Genomic DNA, 24,765 nt, shown 5'->3' with positions numbered 1-24,765 from the left:
CGTTGTGCGCGGGGCCCGTGCACGGGATACTCTCGATTAGATTGTGGAAAGTAAATTCCGCATAGTGGAATCGAGGGAACGCGATGGCGGTCGGGTCGGCAGATCTCCCGAAGCTGCGCGAAGCGCTTCCGCTCGATGCCGTGCTCACCGAGGCCCCGCAGCTCGAGCCGTACCGCCGCGACCGCGCGCTCGATCCGGACGCCGGCACGCCGCTGGCCGTCGTGCTCCCGCGCACCACCGCCGAGGTGCAGGCCGCCGTGCGCTGGGCCGCCGAGCATCGCGTGCCGATCGTGCCGCGCGGCGCCGGCACCGGCCTGTCCGGCGGCTCGACCGCGCTCGACGGATGCCTCGTGATCGGCACCGAGCGCATGCGCGCGATCGAGATCGACGAGCGCACCCGCACCGTGGTCGTGCAGCCGGGTCTGCTCAACGCGGAGCTGAAGGCCGCCGTCGCCGAGCGCGGGCTCTGGTACCCGCCGGATCCGGCATCCTTCGAGATCTGCTCCATCGGCGGCAACATCGCGACGAACGCCGGAGGCCTGTGCTGCGTCAAGTACGGCGTCACCGCCGACTACGTGCTCGGACTCGAGGTCGTGCTCGCCGACGGGCGCGCGGTGCGACTCGGCCGCGGCCTCGTCAAGGACGTCGCCGGCCTGTCGCTGCTGCAGCTGTTCGTGGGCAGCGAGGGCACGCTCGGCATCGTGACCGAGGTCACGCTGCGCCTGCTGCCGACGCCGCCGACGCATCGCACCGTCGCCGCGTGGTTCCGCAGCACCGAGGATGCGGCGGAGGCGATCGCCGAGATCGCCGCCGCCGTGCGCCCGAGCATGCTCGAGTACATGGACCGCGCGGCGGTGAACGCCGTCGAGGACCAGCTCGCGCTCGGCCTGAACCGCGAGGCGGCGGGCTTCGTGCTCGCCGGCACCGACGACGCCGGTCCGGATGCCCGCGAGCTGACCACGATCCTCGCCATCCTGCGCGCGCACGACCCGATCTCGGTCGAGGAGACCACCCCGGAGCGCGGCGAGCGGCTCGCGAGCGCGCGCCGTGCGGCGATCCCGGCGGTGGAGGCGAAGGGCCGGCTGCTGCTCGAGGACGTCGGCGTCGCCATCCCGCGACTGCCCGAACTCATCCACGGCGTCGAGGCGATCGCCCGCGCCAACGACGTGACGATCGCGTTCATCGCGCACGCGGGCGACGGCAACACCCACCCGCTCGTGGTGTTCGACCCCGACGACCCCGCGGAGGGGGCGCGGGCGAACCGCGCCTACGGCGAGATCATGACGCTCGCGATCTCGCTCGGCGGCACGATCACGGGCGAGCACGGCGTCGGCAAGCTCAAGCGCCCCTGGCTCGTCGACCAGATCGGACCCGACGCACTCGACCTGGGGCAACGCATCAAACGGGCGCTCGACCCCGACGGCATCCTGAACCCCGGCAGCATCTACGAGGAGCACCACGCATGACCGACACCGCCACCGGCACCGACCGCGTCAGCGTGGGAGGCCTGCGCATCGCGCGCGAGCTGCACGACTTCGTGCGGGAGGAGGCGCTGGCCGGCGCGAGCCTCGACGAGGCGACCTTCTGGGCGGGAGTGGAGTCGATCGTCACCGAGCTCATGCCGCGCAATCGCGCCCTGCTCGCCGAGCGCGACCGGCTGCAGGCCGACCTCGACGGCTGGTACCGCGCGCACACCGGAACGCCCTGGGATGCCGAGGCCTACCGTGCGCACCTGACGGAGATCGGCTACCTCGTGCCCGAGCCCGCCGAGGTCACCGTCACGACCGACGGCGTCGACCCGGAGATCGCCGAGCTCGCCGGGCCGCAGCTCGTGGTGCCCGTGACCAACGCGCGCTACGCGCTCAACGCCGCGAACGCGCGCTGGGGTTCGCTGTACGACGCGCTGTACGGCACCGACGCGCTGCCGGGTCGTGCCGCGCTCGGCGGCTACGACCGCGAACGCGGGGCGCAGGTGATCGTCGAGGTGCGGCGCCTGCTCGACGAGCTCTTCCCGCTCGTGAGCGGGTCGCACGGGGACGCGACCGGGTACACGGTGGTCGACGGAAGGCTCGTGGTCGCGCTTCCGGCCGGGCCGGGCGCGCTCGCCGCGGCCGATGGGTTCGCCGGGTGGCGGGGAGACCCGGCGCGGCCGGATGCCGTGCTGCTGCGGCGTCACGGCATCCACTGGGAGCTGCAGTTCGACCCGGCCTCGCCGATCGGCGCGGAGGACGCCGCCGGGTTGAGCGACGTGCTCGCCGAGGCGGCGCTCACCACGATCATCGACTTCGAGGACTCGGTCGCCGTCGTCGACGCCGCCGACAAGGTGCTCGCGTACCGCAACTGGCTGGGGCTGAATCGCGGCGACCTCGAGGACACGTTCGACAAGGGCGGCCGCACGATCACCCGGCGTCTCGCCGAGGATCGCGCCTACACCGCGCCGGACGGCTCGCCGTTCACCCTGCCCGGGCGCTCCCTCCTCTTCGTGCGCGACAGCGGGCATCTCATGACGAGCGACGCGGTCCGGTGGGGACCGGATGACGCCGAGATCGGCGAGGGCATCCTCGACGCGATCCTGACGGCGCTCTGCGCGCTGCCCGGCATCGACGCCGCGAACCCGAAGCGCAACGGCACCGCGGGTTCCGTCTACATCGTCAAGCCGAAACAGCACGGCCCCGCCGAGGTCGCCTTCACGGTCGATCTCTTCGCCCGCGTCGAGCGGCTGCTCGGACTGCCCGCCCGCACGCTCAAGCTCGGCCTGATGGACGAGGAGCGGCGCACCTCGGTCAACCTGAAGGCCTGCATCGCCGAGGCGACCGACCGGCTGGTCTTCATCAACACGGGGTTCCTCGACCGCTCGGGCGATGAGATCCACACCTCGATGGAGGCCGGGGCGATCGTGCGCAAGGCCGAGCTCAAGGCCCAGCCGTGGATTCTCGCCTACGAGGATCAGAACGTCGACATCGGCCTCGAGACGGGGTTGCCGGGTCATGCGCAGATCGGCAAGGGGATGTGGGCGATGCCCGATCTGATGGCCGACATGCTCGAGCAGAAGATCGGCCACCCGCGCGCCGGCGCGTCCACGGCCTGGGTGCCCTCGCCCACCGCCGCGACGCTGCACGCGCTGCATTATCTGCGCGTCGATGTGCGCGCCCGCCAGCAGGAGCTCGCCGGCCACCGGCGCGGCACCCTCGATCAGCTGCTGACGATCCCGCTCGGCGACCCGTCGTCGTGGGACGCGGCGGCGCGGCAGGAGGAGGTCGACAACAACGTGCAGTCGCTCCTCGGCTACGTCGTGCGCTGGATCGATCAGGGGATCGGCTGCTCGAAGGTGCCGGACATCCACGACGTCGCCCTCATGGAGGACCGTGCGACGCTGCGCATCTCGAGCCAGCTGCTCGCGAACTGGCTGCGACACGACATCGTCTCGGAACAGCAGGTGCGGGAGTCGCTCGCGCGCATGGCCGCGGTCGTCGACGAGCAGAACGCCGGCGATCCGGACTACCGCCCGATGGCGCCGGCGTTCGACGGGATCGCGTTCCAGGCCGCCTGCGACCTCATCTTCGAGGGCGCCCGGCAGCCCAACGGCTACACCGAGCCGATCCTGCACCGCCGACGCCGCGAGGCGAAGGCACGCGGCTGATCCCGATCGCACCGGGACGAGAGGAAGACATGCAGCAGTACATCCAGACCAGCGCCGTGAGCCACGAGCTCGCGCTGCACATCGTCGCGCTCGCGATCGAGGAGGGCGCCCGGGCCGGGCTGCCGGTCGCGGTCGCCGTCGCCGACCCGGCGATGGCGCTCGTCGCCTACGCGCGCGCCGACGGCACGACGCCGCACAGCGCGGAGACCGGCCGCCGCAAGGCGCAGACCTCGGCGTCGACGCGACGTGCGAGCGGCTGGATGCCGGACCCGCTCGCCGCGATCCTCCCGGCCGGATCGGGCAACCTGCTCACGAACATCAAGGGCGGACTGCCACTGCGCTTCGACGGCCGGTTCGTCGGGGGGTTCGGGGTGGCCGGCGGCACTCCCGATCAGGATGCCGAGATCGCTCGCGCCGTGCTCGCCGCGATCGGTGCCGACCCCGTCGACTGACGTACTCAGCGGCGGGCGCTCGCGGCTCACCGCAGCACCGCGCGTGCCGTCGCGGTCGTCCGGATCCGGATGCCGTCCGGCACGAACGGGATCGGCACCGGCGGCTGCCACGTCGCCGACAGGGTGACCACAGCGCTCCTCCCGTCGGGCGTCGTCGCCCGCTCGAGGCGCAGGTCGCGGAACTCGTCGGACGGCTCGGCCGCGAGATAGGCGGCGACCGACGCCCGCACCTGGTCCGGGGTCAGGTCGGGGCGGAATCCGCCGGCGATCCGGTGCACCTCGTCGAGCCGGAACGACTCGGCGCCGACGAGAGCCGCGCCGTCGGCGAGGGTGTAGAGCCGCTTGCGGTCGAGGTAGAGGCCGGTCGCCGCCGCCACGACCAGCACGAAGACGAGGGCGACCAGCCCGAAGACGAGGATCAACGGCAGGGTCGACCCGTCGTCGTGATGGGCGCGGCGCGTGGCGAGTGCGTGCCGCCTCATCCGGCGCCCCAGAATCGCGACACCTGCTCGGTCGCAGTCGCCGCGACCGGGATCTGCAGTGGCAGCACCGTCCCGAGCGCGGGCGGAATGAGCGGCAGCGCGACGGACGCGTCGATCCGTACGGTGACGAAGCCGCGACGCGTGAGGCAGCGGCCGGGATGCGGCGTGCAGGTGATCCGGACGCGGGCGTCGTCGGCATCCAGCCCGTAGTCGCCGAGCGTGACGGCGATCGCCGTACCGGCCGCCGCCTCGGCGGAAGCCTCGTCCGGCGACTGGACGAAGACGCGCGAGGCCTGGCGCGCCGCCCCCTCCACCCCGAGCGCCGCGCCCTGCACCGCGGCGAGCGCGATCACGAGATACACCAGCGGCACGAGCAGCAGCAGCCCGACCGTGAGGAATTCGATCGACGCCGACCCGGCGTCGCCGTGCGGGCGCTCAGCCCAGCGTCTCGCGCGCCGCATGCCCCGCGACCTCCAGCCCCTCGCCGATGCCGAGCAGGCCGAGCACCGGCAGCGTCGTGCGCACGGTGACCGTGACCGCCGGATGCCCGCGCCACTCCCCGGTCGTCACGCGCACGTCGCGCGCGTACTCGCCTCCGATCGCCATGGAGATGAGCTCGCGGGTGCGCACGGCCCCGTCCGCCGGCCGGTTGTCGGCGAGCGCCCCGAACCTCGCGCCCTCCGCGGCCGCGTCGAGCGCCGTGTTGCGCACCAGCAACGCGACGCCGAGCTGCAGCACCCCGAGGGTGAGCACGGTGAGCAGAGCCGCGACCATCACGAATTCCGCGGGCGCCGATCCCGCATCCCGCGCGGTCCGCATCAGAATCCGGTGACACGCGCGAGCGCCGCCTGGAACACCTGCCCCAGCGCGGGCCCGGCGATCCCCCAGATCAGGATCACGAGGCCGGTATGACGTAAAATAGGGTCATGCCGATGACAGCCGCGATCTACGCCAGGCAATCGCTCGACAAGACGGGTGAAGGGCAAGCTGTCGAGCGCCAACTCAGCGAATGCCGACGCCTCGCCACCTCGCGAAAGATCCGCGTCGTGCACGAGTTCATCGACAACGACGTCTCCGCTTCCAAGGGGATTCGACCGGAGTACACGCGGATGCTGTCGCTGATCAGTGCCGGCGAGATCGACACGATCATCACGTGGCACACGGACCGCCTCTATCGCAGGGTTCGCGACCTGGTCGACCTGGTCGAGGTCGCCGAGAAGCACGCGCTACAGATCCTCACGGTGAAGGCTGGAGAGATCGACCTCACCACTCCCGCCGGACGAATGGCAGCAGGGATGCTGGGCCACGTTGCCCGTTACGAGGTGGAGCAGAAGGGCGCTCGTCAAGCCGCTTCAAACGTTCAGCGTGCACGTAACGGCGTTTGGCAATTCAGCAACCGGCCCTACGGCTATGAGCGCACCATGGACGGTGTGCAGGTCGTCGCCGAGGAGGCAGGGATCATTCGCGAGGCTTACGACCGGTTCCTGGCCGGAGAATCGCTATACGGCATCGTCGACAACTTCAACGAGCGCAACATCGCAACCACGACCGATCGACCATGGAGCATCAGCACCCTAAGTGCCCGGCTTTCGAACCCGGCCTATGCGGGGCTGAGGTTCTATCGCGGCGAGGAAGTCGCTGTCGGCGATTGGGAACCGATCGTCCCACGCGAGACGTGGGAAGCGTTCAAGGCCAGCAAGCGCCAACGCCGCAAGCCTGATAGCTGGTCGAACCGCACCAAGTACCTCCTCTCGGGCCTCGCTCTCTGTGGCGTTTGCGGGGGTCGATTGATGGCACGGCCCGACTACGTTCGCGGTCCCAGTCGCGCCCGGAGGGTCGTCTACGCATGCTCAAGCAAATGGTGCGTGCAGCGAGATCAGACTCGGGTGGATGAGCTCGTCGAGGAAGTCCTCGTCGCGCGGCTGAGCCAGCCCGACGCATCCCGTCTGCTGAAGCCCAAGGTCGAGGTGGCCCCCCTGCATGAACGCGCCGATGACCTCAGGCGCCGGCGGGACGATCTGGCGGCGGCACTCTCGGAGGGTCTTCTGTCCCTTGCAGCGGTGAGAACGGAGTCTCGGAAACTGACGGACCAGCTCAATGCGGTGGAGAAGAGCATCGCCGAGGCGGACGACTCGAGCGGTCTGGATGAACTCCTCGCAGCCAGTGACGTTCGGGCCGTGTGGGGCGGCCTTTCGTTGTCGAAGCGTCGAGCCACGATCGACACGTTGATGACCGTGGCAGTGGCTAGACAGAAGAACACCCGGGTCTTCGATCCGGCAGATGTTCAGATCGAATGGAGACGCGAGCGTGAGTCGTGATTGAAGAACTGAGCCGCGTTCCGTTCGCCCGTTGAGGGACATCTGAGAGGAGTCGAACCGATGATTGCGGTGGAAGAGAAGCGTGAAGTGCGCGCGGGAGAGCCCGGGGCGCCATTCGCTCTATGGGAAATCTGGAGCCGATCCGACGATCAACGACCGGTTGAAGAATCATTCCCCGAAGATGGCGCCGCCGACGAGGCTCTGGCGGAACGAACGGTCGGCGGTATCTACCTCGAACCAGCGACGTTGCGGATTGTCGTACGACCCCGACGAGAGCTGCCAAAGGCCGACCTTAGAAAGATGATCGACTGGGCTCGCCTTCACCGCGACGGGACCGACCTTGACCTCGGCATGAGCACGGCTGAGGTGATGACCAGCGACGATCCGATCGAGGTCGCCGTACTCACCTCGAAGCGCCGAGTCGTGCGTTGCAGAGTCGAGGGATGCGACACATTCCTTGGCTGGCACAACGAAGACCGTCGCAATCTCGACAAGTGCGAGGCACATGTCGCATGCGACCGAAGCACGCCAGCTTTCCGATGCAGATTGATTAGACGCGACGGCCAGTGGGTGCCCGACTACGGCCTCCGAGCAGGCATGCGCGACAACCCGATAGAGAACGTCGAGGAGCTCGCTTTCGCTCTGCTCGACATTGCAAGTCGTGCACGCGAACTGAACAACGAAGAGCTGGTGCTCTAGCCTCGTGAGTCGCAAGAAGAACTGGAAGAACGTCTCGCCGTCGCCAGCTACGGCACGGAGCGACGACTACGTCTCCGTCTATTGCAAGGGCGGCCATGCCGACCCTCACAAGAAGTGGCGCATCGCCACGTTCTTGCCGGAGATCCGCAACGAGGAACTGCACTGGTTCATCTCAACTAGCGCCTACCACGACCCCGCCGAGGAGACCACGGTGCCGATCTCCGGCGTGACGACCCAATACCTCAAGGGTGCTGAATGGGTATCTCACTCCGATGCAGAGGGCGACCCAATGACGTTCTATTCAGAGGACTTTCGCATTCGCTGGGTGCTTGCATGCCCGGAGTGCGGTCGCCGCTCAATCGTCGCGCAGACGGACAAATACACCAACCGGTTTGCGGCTCTGGTCGGGCTCGGCATTCGCGAAGTCGAACTGACACATTTCGTCGGCGGCGGCTAGCGATCTATCGAACATAGGTGCTAAAGTCGGAAGCACTCGGCGTTGGACCATCAAGGTTGGCTCCCCGGTGCTCATCACAAGCCTCCTAGCAGAGGGCAATTTGCTCATTGCTACGGAGGCTTTTCCGTGTCCTGGACCGTCGAGCGTGCCAAGGTCGCCGCTCTCTCCCGAGATCGTCAACCCGACGACCCCGATCTCATCAACGCCCGCCGAAACCTGAAGGCGGCACGCCTCGAGGACTACGTCACCAAAGTCGTAGCCGACGCTCCCCCGCTCACTCCCGAACAGCGCGACCGCATCGCGACACTCCTTCGCGGCGCCGCATGACCGACACAAGAGCGACCGGGATCCACGACACGGTCGAAGAGCTCATCCGATACGCCTCGCTCCGATTCGCCGCTGCCGACATCGAGTTCAGGCCGTCGAAGATGTCCAAGCTGATTCGTCGCGCCTACCGCGCCGGGATCGCGCGTGACGCCGTCGACCAATATCTCGAGGCGTTCGTGGGGCGACGAATCGATACCACCGCGGGCGCTGCTTGGCGCGGTTTCGAGCTCTTCGTTCAAGGTCACGCCGATCCCACCGCCGCTCACGCCCTACAGAGCATTGCCCCCGGCGTCCGCTGGTCCGATGACCCGTACTGGGCCGACGGCCGCTTCAACAACGACGACAACTGAACAGAGGGACACAACCCATGTCCGCAATCAAGGCAGAAGGCCGCCCGACTTCCGATCGAACGGCCTTCAACACAACCCGATCCATTCTCCCATGCCCCGTCGGTTCGACCGTCGAAACCCAACTCGACGACGCTCTCTGGAAGCTCGTCGGTGGCGAGCTTGACCTCCACGATCTGACCCCTGCGCTCGCCGGCTTCTATGTCGTCGGCCACAGCGACGGCTACAGGTCCGGCGCAACTTACATTGACGACGGCCTCCGCTTCGAACGCGACGCCTGGTACTGGGTAGCCAACAACCCCGGGAAGCGATTCGGCGATTTCTACGCACACATCTCCGACCGCCTCTGGACGGAGGCATCCGCGTGAACACGCCCACCACCTTCAACGCCCAGTGGCTCATGAATCAGGAGTTCGACCCGCTGAAGTACGTCGTACCCGGCCTGATCCCAGAGGGATTGAGCATCCTCGCGTCGACCCCGAAGATCGGCAAGTCGTGGATGGTGCTCGGCCTCGCGCTCGGAATCTCCACGGGAGCTGAGGCGTTCGGCACGATCCCGCTCGGTCCGCGCCGTCCGGTCCGATACTTCGCGCTCGAAGACGGCGCTCGCCGCCTGCAGTCCCGCTTGCGCAGCCTCGGAGCGTCCGACCTCAGCCACATGCTCGAGTTCACGACACAGATCCCGCAAGGCGAAGTGATCAAGTCGATCCGCGACTACGTGACCAACTACGCGGGCCTGGATCCAGTCGTCATCCTGGACACCCTCGGCCGCGTCATGCCGCCCGCCGGCAACAGCAACGCCTACTCGCACGACTACGCGACCCTGAGCGCTCTCAAGAGCATCGTCGATGAAGTTCCCGGGTCGTCTCTGCTCATCGTCCACCACACGCGCAAGAGCGGCGGGGAAGACTTCCTCGACGCTGTCTCCGGCACCCAAGGGATCGCTGGAGCCGCCGACACCGTGCTTGTCCTCAAGCGCAATCGCCACGACCAGACGGCGACGCTGCAGGTCACCAGCCGAGACGCGGCCGAGGGCGAGTATGCCCTGAGCCTGGATGAACGGGGCCGATGGACGCTTGATGGGGCCTCGCTCGAGGAGTCGGCCGACGCAGCGCGCCTACAACGCGTTACAGCAGGGGTCAGCGATCGGATGGCAGATGTCATTTCGGCGATCGAGCGCTTCCCTGAGGGGATCCGCCCTCGCGAATTGGCGACGATCACCGGCATGGGCAACGACGAGCTCGGCAAGTACCTGCGGCGCGCAGATGACTCCGGCCGCGTCACCAAGCTCTCACGGGGTCTCTACGCCCCTGTCCGAAGTGTCCGAGTGTCCGAAACAGACATCCCATTCGGACATTCGGACGATTCGGACACGCGCCTTGAGGTGGTCGCGTGAGCAAAGCAGACGACACCTACGCGCGACTCCTCAAGGCAATGGACGATCTCCAACCGCTCTGCATCAACGACCAACGCTTCATCGACGACGACACCCGCCCCGACACTGTCCGAGGCCTCTGCGCTCAATGCCCGCTCAACAGCTCATGCGCCGAATACGCCCGCACAGCACGACCGCGAGGTGGCATCTGGGCAGGCAGGAGGTGGGGACGCTCATGATCCGCGACAACGGAATCCGCTGCGACCGGCACGTCGGCCACCTCCTCCTCCCACGCTGCTACGCCTGCATGGGGATGCAAGCCGAACGGAGCGCACTCCACGCATGGCGTGACACACCTGGGGTGACCCGATGAGGCCGGCGGAGACCTACGTCTTCGGCGACTACGTGATCCTCCACGGCCGAACCGCCGCAGTGCTCCTCAAGTACGCAGGCCTCGAACGGTGGAGCCTCGACAACCGCGGCGTAGACCCGTTCATCGACATGCAACTCACGGCGCTAACCAAGGCCGCCATCGCCTGGCGGTCCTCTCTCGGAACTTCGACCCCGGACCCACCGGAACCGACGCCAGACTTGAAGCAAGCTGCAACACCATGGCTGTCAACGACCCAAGCGGGCAACCTGCTCGGAGTCAGCGACCGGGCAATCCGGAAAGCCATCGACAAGGGACGTCTCCGCGCAACGCGAACCCCCGCCAACACCTTGCTGATCGCCCGCGAGGACTTCGAGCACTACCGCGCCATGCGCGCGAACAACTGAACAGGAGCACCATGTCTAACCTCGCAACGGCCGGCCTCAACATCGAGGCTTACGACGCCCGCTACCGTGCTGAAGCCAGGGTTGGGGACGCCAAGTCCGCCCTAAGGGAATACACGAATGCAGTACTCCACGGTGACACGATCTACGCCGACGCTGTGCGCAAGCGCGCCTTGAAGCAGGGCTGGGCGTTCGGCCCTCTCGACGGCGTAGCGCAGAGGATCGACAACGACTTCCATGCCGTGATCGTTCAGTTCAACGTCACCCTCGCGCAGGTTCGAGACCAACTAGCCGCGAACCAGATCACAGCGCAGTACGCCACCCAGCAGATCCAAGCCAAAGCCGCGGAGCTCGATACCGACGTAGACGGGATCGTGCAGCAGGCTGACACCTTCACGAACGCCGCCCAGCAGATGTTCGATGCTGCGGTCGGCCGGCTCACTGCCAACACTGGAGACACAAACCAGCAGCTCCTCAACGAGATGCGCATCGGTCGTGCGTGGGAGCGCCTCAAGGCAGAGTTCAATGCTGACCCCAGCCTCACGGCATTCACGATCACCCAGCGGATCTCTCGAGGCGACATCAACGAGGTGGCCGCGGTCCTGACCGAACTACCCAGCTACCTCGCCGCAAGTGGTCGAGGCCGGGACGTCGATACTTGGATGGACGCTATCTACGGCAACCTCCGCGACGCCGACCCCGTCATTGCTGCTGCTGCCCGCGACCTCAAGCAGGCGCAGCGACTCCAGCTCATCGTCGCTCAGGACGCACGAACCGTCCGTTCGCTGCTCGCCGACAGCGGCCTCGCTGCACGCAGCCTCGACTCTCGGCCAGGCGCCGCATCCGGCTACGTGAACCCGACCAGCGTCGACTACGCGCGATGATCGCGCCCACGCTGCATACAAGAACAAGCGCCATTCCATTCGTCGCTACGAGATCTTCGAGCGCGATGGATGGCAATGCTGGCTATGCGAGTTGACGATCGACCCATCGCTCAAGGTTCCAAACAAGCTCGCCGCGACGGTAGATCATCTGCTTCCGCGGTCGATGGGTGGAACCGATGACCCAAGCAACCTCGCTACCGCGCACCTGTCCTGCAACTCGTCTCGAGGAGCAAGCCTCACCTGGTGAACACATGTTCGACCAAGGGTGGGGAGGGAGCCTTCGCGCGATTCAGCTCGGGTACCGCCGGGGAGGGCTCTAACGGGTGCGGCGATGCGGAGACCCTGGTTTTACATGCGACTGGAAGGAGCATTCGAATGTCAGATGACATCCCTGAGGTGTTGAAGGCTCGTGGTCGCGGTCTCTGGAGCTCGATCATGAGCGACTTGGAGGGCGACGTTCACGATCGTGAGTTGGTGCTCGAGACGTGTCGGACGCTGGATGTGATCGATGGTCTGGCCGCTGCTGTGGCTCGCGATGGGGAGACGGTGACGGGTTCGCGGGGCCAGACGGTGGTGCATCCTGCGGTGCCTGAGTTGCGGCAGCAGCAGACGTCTTTTGCGCGTCTGCTTGCTCAGCTCAACCTTGACGCCGAGGAGGTAGGTGCGGTGCTCTCTGCCCGTCAGGCGTCGGCGAAGCGGGCTGCTCAGGCGTCATGGCGGTCGAGGAAGGCTGTTCAGGGTGCTGCGTAAGCGTGTGCCAGAGGAGAACGGAACGGTGCCGTTTGAGCTGCTAGATCGCTCAGACCTTGTGTGGGACTCGTTGAGGGCGACGAGCGAGTGGCTGCGTCTTCATGGCCTATCTACGCCGAAGGACTTGTCGATGGGGCCGGCGACTCGGTTTGAGGCCGCGTGTGATGCGTTCGCGATTTCACAAGGCTGGTTCAAGACGTACGGCACGCCCTACAAGAGTCCGGATTGGAACAAGCTGCGCGAGGCGGGCGTCCCGAGATTCGGTCGCCCAAATAGCCACGATGAGAAATGGAGTTGGATGAGATGACGGATTGGTTGACTGATTTGTCGGGTAATGATCTGACGGAGTTCATCAAGGGCGCTATGGAGACACAGGCGCGTGCGTTGCGTTTTTGGTTGGCGGTCTTGACTGAGGATGCGGCGATGTCGAAGCAGACGTTTTCGGACGTATTGGCGGATCCCATGGGGCCGATTCCGTCGATGTCGTTGCTGATTGTGAAGTTGATGGATCGGGTGTCATTGGAGTTTTCGGATGAGCAGCGCGCCGTATTGGTGGAGCAGTTGCGTGTAGAGCTTTTGGACTTGTCGGTGTAGTCGAGTAGTAGGAGTTTGCCGTCCTTCGGGGCGGCTTTTTTGTTGCCCGGCTTCGTCCGGCTATAACTGAATACACAACTGAACAGAGGCCCGCAAAATGGCGGAAAGAGTCGAGACGATACGTCTCACCGCAACAGTTTCCAACTACCTCGCCGGCATGGAGCAGGCGCGAAAGGCGACGTCGGCGACGGCAACGGCCTCGCAGAAGCTCGCACAGCAGGGGCAGGCGATGACGTCGCTCGGTCATTCGTTGCTGCTGTTTGGGACGGCTGTCGCTGCTGGTGTTGCGGTGGCGATCAAGTCGTTCGCCGATTTCGACGCGCAGATGTCTCAGGTGAAGACCCTGTCCCACGCGACCAGCGACGACATGGCGAAGCTGTCCGAAGCGGCGTTGACGTTGGGTCAGAGCATCGGTATTAGCGCGTCGCAGGCGGCGGATGCGGAGATCGAGCTCGTCAAGGCTGGCGTGTCCGTGAAGGACATCATGGGCGGCGCGCTGCAGGGCGCGTTGCAGCTTGCGGCGGCGGGTCAGATCGATGTGGCGGATGCGACGGAGATCGCGACTATCGCGTTGACGCAGTTCAAGTTGAAGGGCTCCGACGTTCCGCACGTCGCTGACCTGTTGACGGCCGGCGCGGATAAGGCCCTCGGTGGAGTTCAGGATCTGGGTGAGGCGCTGAAGTCCGGCGGTCTGGTCGCGTCGCAGTTCGGTGTGTCGCTGGATGAGACGATCGGGACGCTTTCGGCGTTCGCTAATGCGGGTCTGATTGGCGAGACCGCTGGTACGGATCTGCGGCAGGCGCTTCTGAAGTTGGCGAACCCGTCTGCCGAGGCATCGGATTTGATGAAGCAGTACGGCATCAACGTGTACAACGCGTCGGGCAAGTTCGTTGGTCTGGCGGGGCTGGCCGGTCAGTTGCAGGACAAGCTGGGCGGTTTGACGGATGCGCAGCGGAACAGTGCTGAGGCGACGATCTTCGGCAGCCGCGCGATCAACGGCGCGAATGTGCTGTATGCGGAGGGGCAGAAGGGTATCCAGAAGTGGACTGACGAGGTCAACGATTCGGGGTTCGCTGCGCAGCAGGCCAAGGGCAAGATGGACAACCTCAATGGGGATCTGTCGAAGCTGGGGGCTGCGTTCCAGACGAACCTGATCCGTACGGGTGCGACCGCGAACGACGTGCTGCGCGACTCGGTGCAGATCCTCACGGGTCTGGTGCGCGCGTACGGTGCGTTGCCGGCAGGCGTGCAGGGTACGGTCCTCGCGGTTGGTGCCGTTGTCGCGGCGCTCGCGCTCATGGCTGGCGCGGTGTTCACAATCATTCCGAAGCTCGCCGACTTCAAAGACGCCCTCGAATTCCTCCACGTATCGATGAAAACGGTCGGGCTGATGAGCGCAGCAACTGGCATCGCAATCACTGGCCTGGTGGCCATCGTCGGTCTCTGGGCGCAGGTGCAGGCCAAGAATCAGGCGCAAATCGACGACATTACGTTGAGCCTGAATGAGCAGACGTCGGCGATCACGAAGAACACGCGCGCGATTGTTGCGAAGAATTTGCAGGATTCGGGCGCGTTCACCGCAGCGAAGAAGCTCGGTATCGGGATCGATACCCTCACGTCGGCTGCGCTGGGGAACGCGTCCGCGCTGACGAAGGTCAATAAGGAACTCGACTATTACCGAGCGACGTCTGATGGCACGCCGTACAACAGATACGGCCGCGACATCGACACTGTTTCGGATGCGTTGGGGCAGCAGTCGGGCAACGTCAAGCAGGCTGTAACGAACAGCAAGGAACTGAAGAAGGCTACTGAGGAAAACGCGGACGGTACTAAGGATGCCGCGTCTGCGTATCTGGACGCCGCGAATCAGGTCGCGTCGCTTGACGATCAGATCACGCAACTCACCGACACCATCAACAAGGCGAACGGTGTCGGTCAGGATGCGGTGTCGGCGAACGCCGACTACCAGAAGGCCCTCGCCGACTCCACGAAGGCCGTGAACGACTACGTTGCGGCGCACGGCCGGGGTGCTGCAGCGTTGGATGAGTCGACTGCTGCCGGGTCTGCGAACGCAGAAGTCTTGGCCGACCTGGCGAAGAAGGGTCAGGACGCGGCCGACGCTCAGCTCAAACTTGATGGCAACACGGACGACTACGTGAAGCGTCTGAAGCAGACTCGCGCTGACGTCATCCAGCGGGCCTTGGACTTCGGAGCTACGGCGGCGCAGGCGCAGGAGATTGCAGACAAGGTCGCGGCGATCCCGTCAGACAAGGAAATCAAGGTCATCGCGGACACGTCGCAGCCGTCTGCTGCGCTGCGGCAGTTGATTCAGCTGGCGTTGAACACGAAAGATGTCATCGCCAAGGTAGGCATGCCGGGTAAGACTGTCGCGCGCGCTACGGGCGGAATTCTGCCCGGTCCGCCGTCGACGCGGGACAACATGCTCATCCATGCGGCTTCTGGTGAGTTCGTTACGAACGCTCGGGCGACGGCTAAGCCGGCGAACCGTGCGGCGCTCGAGTACATGAACGCGGGCGGCACGATCTCGGGCTATTCGTCGGGAGGGTACGTCTCAGCGCCCCGCTACTCGGCACCTCTCGCTCATACGCCCGAGGTTTCGGGGCCGGTCGTTCCGGTGAATATCAGCGTCAACGGTCCGACTGACCTGGCTCAAGCCGCGGCGATGGCCGGCAACTCGGTCGCCGTGCGTGTGCGCGGCGCGATGAAGGGATTCTGAAATGGGCAACGGATATCCGAGGATTCAGCCAGACGCGATGAGCCAGTTCGCGGCTGACCTGAAAGCGCTCTTCGCTAGGGTGAAGATCCTCGAGCAACCCACCGGCGGACAGACATACAACACCGTCCAGAAGCTCAAACAACTCGTCGACAACCTCGCAGCCCAGGTCGCCGGCCTTGCGAGCTCGGGGGTCGTCTGGGCGGGGCCGGTCGACGACCCAACCGGCATCGGTCTATCGACTTCCGGCCGTGTGACGGCGGCGGCCGGCATTACCTCAGCCGGGGTGCAGGCAAACGACCTCTCGTCGGCAGGCGGCGGGTCTCGTGCTGTCTACGTCAATAACACGTCGAAGCAGCTCGGGTTCCTCACGTCATCGCGCCGCTTCAAGCAGGACATCACGCGCGCGTCCACCACCCTTGAGGTACTTCGAGCGATCCACGTCTACTACTTCCGCTACCGGGAGGCCGTTGAGCAGCACCCCGACGACGCCTATCTCTGGATCGGTGCGATGGCCGAAGATCTCGACGCGGCCGGCTTCACCCAGCTCGTCGACTATGAGGATGGCGAACCGTTTGGGTTGCAGCAGCAGCTCATGTGGGTCATACCGTTCATGTACGCCGAGCTGCTGGATGAAGCCATGCAGGATCACGAGGCACGACTCAAGGCATTGGAGAACAGATGACTGCACAGGACGAGCTCGTGAGGTTGCACGCAGCGCTGGCCGGCTTCGCCGAAGTACAAGCAGAGCTCACGGAGCGGCTGGTCGCATTCGAGAAGCTGCATGGCTTCGCCGACGACCCGCAGACGATCTACGAGATGGAAGCACACGCCGCGGCCCAATCGACAGCCCAGCTAGTCGGGGCACTCTCCGCGGTCGGCAACGCGGTCCTGTTCCTCCTGAATGCGGAGCGGGAGCGCCTGTCATGACCAAGGCGCACATGAAGCAGCAATCGCGCTGATCTCCACCGTCGCGGCGGTAGAGCCTGATCTTCCGCAGCTCTACAACATGGCCAAGATGATGATCCCGGCTGTCACGGCAGATGAGCTAGTGGATGGCGCTTGCCTTGCGATCTCGTTCGCATCGGCAGAACTGGCCGTCGCGACGGGCAGGACGTTGGAGGAGGTCTCGACAAGCTGGGCAACTAGTTCGCCGGCCTGCGGAGCGGGCATCCGATTGACGACAACACGTCCGGTCGGGTGACGCTGATCGGTTCCCACCCCACGGCTGCGAGGCGGGCGAGGTCTTCGTTGGCCACCCTCTCACGGTCGGCGGTATGCACGGGTCGGATGTTCGAGCCGATCGTCTCGTAGCGGTACTCGTAGTCAGGCATGCGAGAGTCACAGGCCGCGAAGCAAAGAAGGCAAGAACCCGACGAGGGCATCAGAACGTGCTCGGCCAGCAGGCAGGGTCAGCTCTTGATCGTCAAGGGTGACCTTGATCACAACCCTGCCGGGCCACGAAGTGCTGCCCAACTCGTGAACGTACGGCCCGTGTCCCCCAGAGATGGAGACTCTTGAAATGGCAGACCTCCCTTGAGCCCACACCTCAGCGTTGACGTCGTCGGAGGTGGTGCCTTTGCCTCGAGCCGTAACGACCTTGGTCTCAGTGAAGACCAGAAGTTCAAATTCGAAGCTGCTCTCTCCGTAGTCGACACGGCTCGTTAGGTACTTGATCTCGTTGTCATCGATCAGGAGCAACAGCTGTGTCAAGAGCCTCAAGTACCATGCCGGTGCCTCGACTCCGTCATAGATTCCGCGCCAGCTGTCGTTCTCGTTGACGATGGCTCGATTCAGGTCATCTGCTAGCGCCCTTTGGCGAGGAGCTTCTGCCATGCCGCGACAATAGCGCCGCTGAGTCACTGTCGCGGGGTAATGTCCCCAACATGGCGGATATTCAACAAGAGATGCTCAAGGAACTGAAAGAGATCTCCTTCCTTCTTGGGGACCTCAACGCGATCAGGAACGGCGAGTTCGACCCGCCGAGGGGCTCGGGTTCCACCGGGCGCGAGATCGGATCGCAGCCGACGATCAAGGACGTTCTCTCTCGTCTCGACGACATCGCAGGCCTCTTGGAGTATCAGAACGGCCTTCTTGGCGACTTGCTAGACCGGGCCACCTAACTGGCCAGGTCGAATGAATTCTTGACAGCAGGCGCACCGCCACGACCAGGCGCCGTCGTCGAGCTCCATTGGCTCGAGGCATGAGGGGCAGTTCGGCGCTACGCCGTCGCTGAGATCATCCACGGGATGCCTCTACTTGGCCTGCAGGATGACGTCGAGACCCTGGTCGGGGTGGTAGCTCCACGACGCCCGCACCTGACCCCATGAGTCGCTCTGCCGGCCATCGAGAGCGCGAGTGGCTTCCATCTCGTCAAGAGTGGCGTCGGGAACCTTGAGGGCCTTGAGGACGCAGAGCTCGTCGTCGATGCTCAGACCGTCGATGTCGTCGTTGCCTTGATTGTCGAGAGCAAGCGACTTACCGCCGTCACCGACCGAGATCCCAGTGCTATGAGCCCCCAAGCCGCATTTGCTGAGAGCTTGAACGAAGAGCGAACGCTTCTCGGGCTGGACGCCGGATGTCTCGGCACCATGGTTGGCTGCGCTGGCAATTCCTTGCACTGCGAGCGTCCCGCCGATCCCGACGCAAAGCGCGACCACTATCGCGACTATCGCGAATGGGTTGGTGAGCGCCGCGACGAGTGAAGAAGTAACCGGCGTCTCATCTGCAGGCATCCGGTCCTGATCTACTTCATTCATGAGGGTTCCTTCCTGACTGCGCAGATTCTGGCATCGACCGACTGCCGTTCCTATCCCCAGGGGTAGGGGCCTCGAGCGACGGAATCTCGTTGCCGCCTGTGTCCGCCTTGCCGGGGATGATCTGGGTCAACTGCTGGCCACGTGCCCATGCGTTCCAGGCGCGGTAGACGATGTAGATCGCTTCGGCTACGTCGGGCTTCCGACGTTGGCCTGTCGCTGCTCGGTGGAAGATGTCGAGTAATACCCGTCGCGGATCGCCTCGGCCGTCCAGACGCATGTCCGCGATCGATTGCGCGAACTCGGACGCGGCACCCTCGTCGACCTTGCCCATCTCGTAGAGGCAGTAAGTCCACACGGACGGCTGAATGTTGATCTCGCGATAGGTGCGTCGCGCGATTGAGAGTGCGCTACTCACCCTCGGGTTCTTCTCGACCCACGCGATAACGTCGGCGTTTGAGAGCGACGGCACATTGGCTGCCATGGCGGTCCGCAGGTAGCCGTTCTCTCGCGCATCTGCGAGACGCGCGACGGCTGCCAGAAGCGTTGGGTCCTGCGCATAGCCGGCGAAGCGGAGCGCATCCCCACCCGATCGCTTAGCGCCCGTGTCGATGACTCCCCGCGCCTGTGGGTTGAGACCCTTCACGACAAGGACGGTGATCGTGACGCCGGATTCGATGACGGCCTCGCAACGGTGCTGTCCGTCGATGAGTCGCCCATCCCAGTCGAATTGGATCGCCTGGCCGGACGTCTGCCAGTTGCCCTCGCGCATGTCGCGGGCGTACTGGAGCACCTTGTGGCGTCGGAGGTTTCGGTTTCCAAGGTTCCGCCCGAGCCACCTTTCGGCGAGCTCTGGGGTGAGCTGGACGAGTTCGTGCGTGATTCTGTTCTGGCGATTCGTCTTTTCGGTGGTCATGCAATCGAGACTGGCTTCTGGTATCCGAATCGCCATTGCCCTGTTTCATTCCAAGTTGACAGTCCTGCCGTCATCATCGTGATGAGCACCCACCCGGGGACGTCGCCCCTCTCGTCCCGCAGGAAACGGATCAGTCGCGCGCGCATCGGGCCATCGTGCTCGCTGAAACGCTGCCGTGAACGGCATTGTCCACAGGGCCGACGGTTCGGCGGCGGAACCAATCGGAGAGATAGTTGACATGTGAGCAATCTGATCGAGTCCCCGCACGACCACACGGATATCGCGATCGAGCCGATGGAATCACCGGCCGCCGAGACCGAGCGCATCATCCGCACCGGGACGATCTGGTTGGCCGCGGCGCTCCTCGTGCCGGCGGTGGGACTGGGCCCCCTGCTGGCCTCCGGATGGCGCCCGACCGACCTCCCGGTGTGGGGGGCGACGATGTTCTGGGCCGGAATCGTCGCCGCCGCGGTCGGCACGGCATCCCTGATCTGGGCCGGATGCCCGACGCTCGGCTTCCCGCTCGTGCAGGCCCACAAGCAGAAGCAGTACTGCATCCGCGCCGGCATCGTGCTGTTCGCCAGCGGTGCCACGCTCGTCGGCTTCGCGCTCCTGGTGTCGCCGGCCTAGCGGCCCGCTGCGCCTAGCGCTGGAGCTCCTCGAGCACCTCGACGCTTCCGCCGAACGCGAGATTCGGGCTCCCCTTGGCCGCCTCGACCGCGGCCTCGAGGGAGTCGAACCGCACCATCGAGGCACCGCGCACCACGCCATCCGAATCGCCGACGCCGCCCGCCGTCACGAGCCGGCCCCCCGCGGTCCGGATGCCGTAGTCCTCGCCGAGGGCCTCGTTCCAGGCGCGCCACGCAGCCCGGTTCTCCGCGACGCGGTCGGCGGGCACCGGATCGGGGCCCGCGCGGTAGATGAAGATGAACGACGCCATGGGCGAGACCCTATGGCAGCCAAGCGTCGGGTCTGGTCACAGATCGTCACGCCGAGTGACGTCGGACGACGTCGGCGTCTCAGAACCCCATCCGCAGCACGAGCACGCCCGGCCAGATCGCGATCAGCACCGTGACGGGCAGGATGCCGAACACGAGCGGCACCATCATCGCCACCTCGTTGCGCCCCGCCGCCTCGAGCAGCCCGCGCTTCGCCTCGTCGCGGGCGTCCTGCGCCTCGGCGCGCAGCACGTCGACGAGGGGGCTGCCGCGATCGAGCGCCGCCACGAGCTGATCGACCGTGCGGGTGAAGGGCGGCAGGCCGATGGCCGCCGCGCGCCGGGTCAGGGCCTCGGCGAGCGGAACCCCCGCGTTGACCTCGGTCACGACCACCGTGAGCTCGCGGGCGAGCTCGCCAGAGCCGACCCGCGCGACCCGTCGCAGCGCCTCGAGCACCCCCTCCCCCGCGGCCAGCGACAGGGTCAGCAACTCGACGATCGTCGGGTACTCGTGGGTCATCCGTCGCAGCCGCGCTCGGGCCGCCCGCGCGAGCAGCTGCTCCGGCGCGAGCAGGCCAACCGCCGCCGCCGCGATGCCGACCGCGACCGCCGCGACGAGCGGGATCGCCGTTGCTCGCACCAGCCCCGCGACCAGCGCCGCGCCCACGGCCGACCCGATCGCGAGCCCGACCAGCTGCCGGGACCGGAACCGCGCGACCGGCGTCGTCCATCCGGCCTGGCGCAGCCGGCGCTCGATCGCCTCATCACCGCCCAGCACGCCGGAGAGCCCGCCGAGCAGACCGGCCGCTCCAGGCCGGAGCAGCTCGCCGATCACCGACACCGGCACCGCGGGCCGGCACGTCGCCAGGTCGCGGGCTTCCGGCGAGACGGCGGCGACGTAGGGCGCGATCCGGGTCGAGAGCCGCGGGGCGCCGACGCGCGGGACGAGCGCGACGAGGGTCCAGAGTCCGACGCCGAGCACGATCCCGACGGGCACGGCCAGGGCGATCCAGGGGGTCACGCGAACCACCTCTGCTCCTCGGGCAGGCGGCCCAGCACGAGCATCAACCGGTAGGCAACGATCGTCACGATCAGGCCGGCGGCGAGCAGCAGCATCCCACCCGCCGAGTTGTAGGCACTCGCGGCCTCCGGGCGCGAGGCGATGAGCAGGAGGACGACCCACGGCGCGGCAACGCCGAGTCGCGCGGCGATGATCACCCACCACTGCCGGGCCTCGGCCTCCGAGCGCACCGCCGCGTCCGCGCGCAACGACGCGGCGAGCGAGCGCAGCACGGATGGCAGCTCCGTTCCCCCGACCTCGCGCGCGAGCCGGATCGTCTCGACGACGCGATCGCCGACCGGGTCGGCCAGCGCGTGCTTCAGGTCGTCGAGGGCGGGGCCCATGACCCCGGTCGCCTGCACCCGCAGCTCGAACTCGCCGAAGGCGGCGCGGGTCTCGGGCGTTCCCGCCCCGGCGAGCGCGCCGACCGCGGCGGCCAACGGCGTGCCCGCGCGGAGGCTGGCGACGAGGTGATCGACGAGGTCGGGCCAGGCGGCACGCACCGCGCGACGCCGGTGCCGGGCGCGGCGGGAGACGGCGGCCGTGGGCAGCACGCCCGCGAGCAGTCCGACCGCACCGCCGAGCCCCCAGACCCCGCTCATCGCGATGACGAGTGCCGCGACCGCGACACCCAGCAGGACGCTCAGCGCGACCAGCACCGCCACGGGCACGCGCGGCATCCCGGCCTGCACCAGCAGCACCGCGAGACCGCGCTCCGGATGCCGCGACCGCCGTGGCGACCGCGCCCGGTCCCGCGGCCACAGCCAGGGCGAAGCCACCAGGAGCGCGCCCGCGCCGAGCAGCAGCCCCGCGCCGGCGGCGAGCGGACTCACGCGCCGCCTCCCGGGCCGCTGCCCGCGTCGCCGCCCGCGCGCCCGCAGAGGATGACGGCCGGGTCGACGCCGCCCCGGGCGAACTTGGCCGTGCGCGGCGGCAGCTTCCCCGTGGCGCCCAACTCCCCGCCGTCGATCTCGAACAGCGGCACGATCTCGGGCCCGTCGGCGCCGACGTCACCGGTGACCGCGGCGATCTCGCGCACCCGGCGACGGCCGCCGCGCTCGAGCTCGGCGTGCACGACGACGTCGATCGACCCCGCGACGGTCGGCACGACGAACGCCGCGTCGATGTTGCGGCCCGCGAGCAGCGGCAGAGTGCCGAGCTTGCGCAGCGCCTCGGCCGCGCTGTTGGCGTGCAGCGAGCACATGCCCGGGAGCCCTGTGTCACTATTACGGCTATGCAGCAGACAAGCCCTCGCCGACTGGACCGGCCCGCGTTTCCTAAGCGCGACATCGGAGGTTCGAATCCTCCCGAGGGCACGCTATGAGCGCCGCGATCTACGCGCGCATTTCCGAGGATCGTGCCGCCAACGCCGCGGGCGTGGATCGACAACTCGCGGAGTGCAGGCAGCTAGCTGAGCGTCGTGGCCTCGGGTCACCCGTCGAGTTCGTGGACAACGACATCAGCGCCATGAGCGGCAAGCGCCGCCCCGCGTTCGAGGCGCTCTTGGCCGCGATCGAATCGGGCGAGGTTGACTCCGTGATCGCCTGGCACACCGACCGGCTCTACCGCCTCCCTCGCGACCTCGAGCCGTTGATCAAGCTCGCCGACTCCCGCCCGGTGTCCTTCGTGACTGTGAACGCGGGCGACATCGACCTGAACACCGCCACGGGGCGCATGGTCGCGCGCATCCTCGCCTCCGTCTCGGCTCAGGAGATTGAGCACCGCACCGAGCGTCAGGTGGCGAAGAACGCGCAGCAGCTACGGGAAGGCGTGCCCCTCAGGGGCAACCGCCCGTTCGGTTTCGAGGTCGACCGACTCGCCATCCGCGAATCAGAGGCCGCGCTCATCCGCGAGGCCTACGCCACGATCGCGGAGGGCGGCACGCTGTACTCGATCCAGCGCGCGCTCAATCAGTCGGGGATCCGCACGCCGCGCGGCAACACATGGTCCTACGCGACGATCCGGCAACTCCTTCTGCGCGAGCGCAACGCGGGCAGGCTCATCGCCGGTAAGGGTGTCGCTCACCGCGTCATCCGCGACGACCTCTCGCAGATCGTCAGCCCGGAGCAGTTCGAGGCCGTGCGCCTCATCCTCAGCGACCCGAAACGGGAGACAGCGCCGGGCCCGAAGGTCACAAAGCACTTCCTCTCGGGAGTCGCCATTTGCGGCGTATGCGGCGCCGGCATGCGATCGGCCGTCTCATCGAGCCGGGGACGTCGGCAGGAGAGCTATAAGTGCGGGACCAAGGCGAGCGGTCGCGGGCACGGTCAGCGGCACGCGTCAATCGCTCGGCACGTCGTGGAGGCCGCGATCCCTGGGGCCGTCTGGGGCGCACTCGTGGAGCTGGTGCAGGGCGGCGGCGACGTCGCCGAGAAGGAGGCCGCGGAGCTGGGTCCGCTCCGCGCGAGGCGCGCGAGCCTTGAGGCCGACCGCGCCGAGCTGCAGAAGATCGAGAACATCCGCGGCGTCGACCTCTCCGCGTTCGCAGCGCAGATGCAAGCCGTCGCTGACGAGATAGACGGCATCACCGAGCGCGTAACCGCGATCCTTCGCGCGAACACCACTGAGCACGCCCTGGCCCCCGTGCGCGAATTCGTCGCGGCGATCGAGCGGGCCGCGGAGGATCGGCGCACGCTGACTCTTGACGAGCACGTTGTGCTCCTAGGCGTCCGGCGCGAGTTTGAAGAGGCCTGGCACGGGCTCTCGGTCGAGCAGAAACGCGACCTGACGCGGGCGACCGTTGATGTCGTCGTGAGCCCCGTGGACGTCTCTATCCGGCGCTCGTTCTCCGTCGCTCCCTCCGCTGACGACCCCACGGCTTCCGTGCTCGTGGAGCGCGTCGACAATCCCGAGCGTCCCGAGCGCCTATCGATCACCCCGAAGAGAAGAGAGAAAGCATGAGCACCACGCCCGTACTTACTGACGAGTTCACCGTCGAAATCCGCAAGACACGCCCCGAGTTCAGGCCGTTCCTCGGCGGCTACGCGGACCTCTTCGAGGCACGGCAGATCGCAGCCTCCCTGATCGCCTCGCAGGGCGTCGAGGCGCGTGTGACCGATGGCGACGGGCGGGTGTGGGCATGAGCGCCGCCGACGAGCGGAGCGAGCGCGAGCTACGCGCGAAGGCCGTTGAGATTCACAAGCTCGAAACCGCGTTCGGCGATGAGGACGCGGCACGCGCGGCCTATGAGGCCGAGATGGAGCGCCGGCACGGACCTCGCACCGGCGCCGAGTAACGCACCACGAGAAGCGCCCCCGGCTCGC

34 protein-coding genes and 1 tRNA gene are annotated in these 24,765 nt (G+C 66.6%); 25 read left to right on the top strand and 10 right to left on the bottom strand.

Annotation, left to right across the window (positions count from 1 at the left end):
* The first annotated feature begins 83 nt into the window (after positions 1 to 83).
* The 3 genes from ABD285_RS09235 to ABD285_RS09225 are packed head-to-tail and all read left to right on the top strand — an operon-like array spanning position 84 to position 4,092.
* Entirely contained in the window at positions 84 to 1,466 is a 1,383-nt protein-coding gene (locus ABD285_RS09235; RefSeq protein ID WP_344202122.1) for an FAD-binding oxidoreductase, read from the top strand.
* Positions 1,463 to 3,640 carry a malate synthase G gene (locus tag ABD285_RS09230; protein WP_284252730.1) on the top strand — a complete coding sequence of 726 codons (2,178 nt, stop codon included), beginning with the start codon at positions 1,463 to 1,465 and terminating at the stop codon, positions 3,638 to 3,640. Before ABD285_RS09235 ends, ABD285_RS09230 begins: the two co-directional genes overlap by 4 nt.
* 29 nt (positions 3,641 to 3,669) lie before the next feature.
* Entirely contained in the window at positions 3,670 to 4,092 is a 423-nt protein-coding gene (locus ABD285_RS09225) for a GlcG/HbpS family heme-binding protein (protein ID WP_344202117.1), read from the top strand.
* 26 nt (positions 4,093 to 4,118) lie between these two features.
* Here the strand turns inward: ABD285_RS09225 and ABD285_RS09220 are convergent, their stop codons facing one another.
* From ABD285_RS09220 to ABD285_RS09210, 3 genes are read right to left on the bottom strand one after another with little or no spacing between them, the layout of a single operon-like run.
* The gene (locus ABD285_RS09220; protein ID WP_284252734.1) at positions 4,119 to 4,574 is read right to left on the bottom strand and encodes a pilus assembly protein TadG-related protein; all 456 of its coding nucleotides are present in this window, start codon (positions 4,572 to 4,574) and stop codon (positions 4,119 to 4,121) included.
* Positions 4,571 to 5,035, bottom strand: a complete 465-nt coding sequence (locus ABD285_RS09215) for a hypothetical protein (RefSeq protein WP_344202112.1) — start codon at positions 5,033 to 5,035, stop codon at positions 4,571 to 4,573. The genes ABD285_RS09220 and ABD285_RS09215 overlap by 4 nt, the downstream gene beginning before the upstream one ends.
* A complete protein-coding gene (locus ABD285_RS09210) occupies positions 5,010 to 5,393 on the bottom strand; it encodes a TadE/TadG family type IV pilus assembly protein (protein WP_284252736.1) in 384 nt (127 codons plus the stop codon). Before ABD285_RS09210 ends, ABD285_RS09215 begins: the two co-directional genes overlap by 26 nt.
* Before the next feature lie 107 nt (positions 5,394 to 5,500).
* Between ABD285_RS09210 and ABD285_RS09205 the strand changes: the two genes are divergently transcribed.
* The 16 genes from ABD285_RS09205 to ABD285_RS09140 all read left to right on the top strand — a co-directional run bounded on the left by ABD285_RS09205 (position 5,501) and on the right by ABD285_RS09140 (position 16,763).
* Positions 5,501 to 6,892: a recombinase family protein gene (locus tag ABD285_RS09205; protein ID WP_344202108.1), complete on the top strand. Its 1,392-nt coding sequence runs from the start codon at positions 5,501 to 5,503 to the stop codon at positions 6,890 to 6,892.
* Positions 6,893 to 6,952: 60 nt separating this feature from the next.
* Positions 6,953 to 7,591, top strand: coding sequence for a hypothetical protein (locus ABD285_RS09200; RefSeq protein WP_284252742.1), 639 nt, complete (start codon positions 6,953 to 6,955; stop codon positions 7,589 to 7,591).
* A 4-nt stretch (positions 7,592 to 7,595) separates the two neighbouring features.
* Positions 7,596 to 8,048, top strand: coding sequence for a hypothetical protein (locus ABD285_RS09195; protein WP_284252744.1), 453 nt, complete (start codon positions 7,596 to 7,598; stop codon positions 8,046 to 8,048).
* A gap of 126 nt (positions 8,049 to 8,174) precedes the next feature.
* Positions 8,175 to 8,375: a hypothetical protein gene (locus ABD285_RS09190; RefSeq protein WP_284252746.1), complete on the top strand. Its 201-nt coding sequence runs from the start codon at positions 8,175 to 8,177 to the stop codon at positions 8,373 to 8,375.
* A gap of 101 nt (positions 8,376 to 8,476) precedes the next feature.
* The gene (locus tag ABD285_RS09185; protein WP_284252748.1) at positions 8,477 to 8,725 is read left to right on the top strand and encodes a hypothetical protein; all 249 of its coding nucleotides are present in this window, start codon (positions 8,477 to 8,479) and stop codon (positions 8,723 to 8,725) included.
* A 17-nt stretch (positions 8,726 to 8,742) separates the two neighbouring features.
* Positions 8,743 to 9,090 (top strand): hypothetical protein, encoded by a 348-nt coding sequence (locus ABD285_RS09180; RefSeq protein WP_284252750.1) that lies wholly within the window; start codon positions 8,743 to 8,745, stop codon positions 9,088 to 9,090.
* Positions 9,087 to 10,118 (top strand): AAA family ATPase, encoded by a 1,032-nt coding sequence (locus tag ABD285_RS09175; protein WP_284252752.1) that lies wholly within the window; start codon positions 9,087 to 9,089, stop codon positions 10,116 to 10,118. The genes ABD285_RS09180 and ABD285_RS09175 overlap by 4 nt, the downstream gene beginning before the upstream one ends.
* 38 nt (positions 10,119 to 10,156) lie before the next feature.
* Complete coding sequence (locus tag ABD285_RS17000) at positions 10,157 to 10,336, top strand: WhiB family transcriptional regulator (RefSeq protein WP_425565014.1); 180 nt, start codon at positions 10,157 to 10,159, stop codon at positions 10,334 to 10,336.
* Between the two features lie 130 nt (positions 10,337 to 10,466).
* Positions 10,467 to 10,874, top strand: coding sequence for an excisionase family DNA-binding protein (locus ABD285_RS09170; RefSeq protein WP_284252754.1), 408 nt, complete (start codon positions 10,467 to 10,469; stop codon positions 10,872 to 10,874).
* Between the two features lie 11 nt (positions 10,875 to 10,885).
* Complete coding sequence (locus ABD285_RS09165; RefSeq protein WP_284252756.1) at positions 10,886 to 11,755, top strand: hypothetical protein; 870 nt, start codon at positions 10,886 to 10,888, stop codon at positions 11,753 to 11,755.
* Between the two features lie 91 nt (positions 11,756 to 11,846).
* Positions 11,847 to 12,002, top strand: a complete 156-nt coding sequence (locus ABD285_RS16995; RefSeq protein ID WP_425564992.1) for an HNH endonuclease — start codon at positions 11,847 to 11,849, stop codon at positions 12,000 to 12,002.
* Between the two features lie 128 nt (positions 12,003 to 12,130).
* Positions 12,131 to 12,505: a P27 family phage terminase small subunit gene (locus tag ABD285_RS09160; protein ID WP_284252758.1), complete on the top strand. Its 375-nt coding sequence runs from the start codon at positions 12,131 to 12,133 to the stop codon at positions 12,503 to 12,505.
* A gap of 288 nt (positions 12,506 to 12,793) precedes the next feature.
* The gene (locus ABD285_RS09155) at positions 12,794 to 13,099 is read left to right on the top strand and encodes a hypothetical protein (RefSeq protein WP_284252760.1); all 306 of its coding nucleotides are present in this window, start codon (positions 12,794 to 12,796) and stop codon (positions 13,097 to 13,099) included.
* A gap of 97 nt (positions 13,100 to 13,196) precedes the next feature.
* Positions 13,197 to 15,836 (top strand): phage tail tape measure protein, encoded by a 2,640-nt coding sequence (locus tag ABD285_RS09150; protein ID WP_284252762.1) that lies wholly within the window; start codon positions 13,197 to 13,199, stop codon positions 15,834 to 15,836.
* A 37-nt stretch (positions 15,837 to 15,873) separates the two neighbouring features.
* The gene (locus ABD285_RS09145) at positions 15,874 to 16,518 is read left to right on the top strand and encodes a tail fiber domain-containing protein (RefSeq protein WP_284252764.1); all 645 of its coding nucleotides are present in this window, start codon (positions 15,874 to 15,876) and stop codon (positions 16,516 to 16,518) included.
* Entirely contained in the window at positions 16,515 to 16,763 is a 249-nt protein-coding gene (locus ABD285_RS09140) for a hypothetical protein (protein ID WP_284252766.1), read from the top strand. The genes ABD285_RS09145 and ABD285_RS09140 overlap by 4 nt, the downstream gene beginning before the upstream one ends.
* 411 nt (positions 16,764 to 17,174) lie before the next feature.
* Here the strand turns inward: ABD285_RS09140 and ABD285_RS09135 are convergent, their stop codons facing one another.
* Positions 17,175 to 17,669 carry a hypothetical protein gene (locus ABD285_RS09135; protein ID WP_284252768.1) on the bottom strand — a complete coding sequence of 165 codons (495 nt, stop codon included), beginning with the start codon at positions 17,667 to 17,669 and terminating at the stop codon, positions 17,175 to 17,177.
* A 50-nt stretch (positions 17,670 to 17,719) separates the two neighbouring features.
* Here ABD285_RS09135 and ABD285_RS09130 point away from each other — a divergent pair, with 50 nt between their 5' ends.
* Positions 17,720 to 17,956 (top strand): hypothetical protein, encoded by a 237-nt coding sequence (locus ABD285_RS09130; RefSeq protein WP_344202095.1) that lies wholly within the window; start codon positions 17,720 to 17,722, stop codon positions 17,954 to 17,956.
* A 132-nt stretch (positions 17,957 to 18,088) separates the two neighbouring features.
* On the opposite strand, the gene ABD285_RS09125 is transcribed toward ABD285_RS09130, so the two are convergent.
* Both ABD285_RS09125 and ABD285_RS09120 read right to left on the bottom strand, forming a co-directional pair.
* Positions 18,089 to 18,592: a hypothetical protein gene (locus tag ABD285_RS09125; protein WP_284252772.1), complete on the bottom strand. Its 504-nt coding sequence runs from the start codon at positions 18,590 to 18,592 to the stop codon at positions 18,089 to 18,091.
* Positions 18,585 to 19,505 (bottom strand): hypothetical protein, encoded by a 921-nt coding sequence (locus tag ABD285_RS09120; protein ID WP_284252774.1) that lies wholly within the window; start codon positions 19,503 to 19,505, stop codon positions 18,585 to 18,587. The genes ABD285_RS09125 and ABD285_RS09120 overlap by 8 nt, the downstream gene beginning before the upstream one ends.
* A gap of 240 nt (positions 19,506 to 19,745) precedes the next feature.
* Between ABD285_RS09120 and ABD285_RS09115 the strand changes: the two genes are divergently transcribed.
* The gene (locus ABD285_RS09115) at positions 19,746 to 20,135 is read left to right on the top strand and encodes a hypothetical protein (protein WP_284252776.1); all 390 of its coding nucleotides are present in this window, start codon (positions 19,746 to 19,748) and stop codon (positions 20,133 to 20,135) included.
* 13 nt (positions 20,136 to 20,148) lie between these two features.
* Here ABD285_RS09115 and ABD285_RS09110 read toward each other — a convergent pair whose 3' ends face one another.
* From ABD285_RS09110 to ABD285_RS09095, 4 genes are all read right to left on the bottom strand, one after another.
* The gene (locus ABD285_RS09110; RefSeq protein ID WP_344202090.1) at positions 20,149 to 20,445 is read right to left on the bottom strand and encodes a YciI family protein; all 297 of its coding nucleotides are present in this window, start codon (positions 20,443 to 20,445) and stop codon (positions 20,149 to 20,151) included.
* Between the two features lie 79 nt (positions 20,446 to 20,524).
* Positions 20,525 to 21,463, bottom strand: a complete 939-nt coding sequence (locus ABD285_RS09105; protein WP_344202087.1) for a type II secretion system F family protein — start codon at positions 21,461 to 21,463, stop codon at positions 20,525 to 20,527.
* Positions 21,460 to 22,335, bottom strand: coding sequence for a type II secretion system F family protein (locus ABD285_RS09100; RefSeq protein ID WP_284252783.1), 876 nt, complete (start codon positions 22,333 to 22,335; stop codon positions 21,460 to 21,462). Before ABD285_RS09100 ends, ABD285_RS09105 begins: the two co-directional genes overlap by 4 nt.
* Positions 22,332 to 22,706: a P-loop NTPase family protein gene (locus ABD285_RS09095; protein WP_284252785.1), complete on the bottom strand. Its 375-nt coding sequence runs from the start codon at positions 22,704 to 22,706 to the stop codon at positions 22,332 to 22,334. Before ABD285_RS09095 ends, ABD285_RS09100 begins: the two co-directional genes overlap by 4 nt.
* A gap of 43 nt (positions 22,707 to 22,749) precedes the next feature.
* On the opposite strand from ABD285_RS09095, the gene ABD285_RS09090 reads away from it, so the two are divergent.
* The 4 genes from ABD285_RS09090 (at position 22,750) to ABD285_RS09075 (ending at position 24,737) form a co-directional block, all read left to right on the top strand.
* Positions 22,750 to 22,818: transfer RNA gene (locus ABD285_RS09090), tRNA-Arg, on the top strand.
* 4 nt (positions 22,819 to 22,822) lie between these two features.
* The gene (locus tag ABD285_RS09085; RefSeq protein WP_284252787.1) at positions 22,823 to 24,403 is read left to right on the top strand and encodes a recombinase family protein; all 1,581 of its coding nucleotides are present in this window, start codon (positions 22,823 to 22,825) and stop codon (positions 24,401 to 24,403) included.
* Positions 24,400 to 24,585, top strand: a complete 186-nt coding sequence (locus ABD285_RS09080) for a hypothetical protein (protein WP_284252789.1) — start codon at positions 24,400 to 24,402, stop codon at positions 24,583 to 24,585. Before ABD285_RS09085 ends, ABD285_RS09080 begins: the two co-directional genes overlap by 4 nt.
* Entirely contained in the window at positions 24,582 to 24,737 is a 156-nt protein-coding gene (locus ABD285_RS09075) for a hypothetical protein (RefSeq protein ID WP_284252791.1), read from the top strand. The genes ABD285_RS09080 and ABD285_RS09075 overlap by 4 nt, the downstream gene beginning before the upstream one ends.
* Positions 24,738 to 24,765: the final 28 nt, after the last annotated feature.

This window comes from Pseudolysinimonas kribbensis (genome assembly GCF_039531715.1).
In the GTDB taxonomy this organism is placed as follows: domain Bacteria; phylum Actinomycetota; class Actinomycetes; order Actinomycetales; family Microbacteriaceae; genus Pseudolysinimonas; species Pseudolysinimonas kribbensis.
This window is presented reverse-complemented; position numbering and strand designations above follow the sequence as displayed.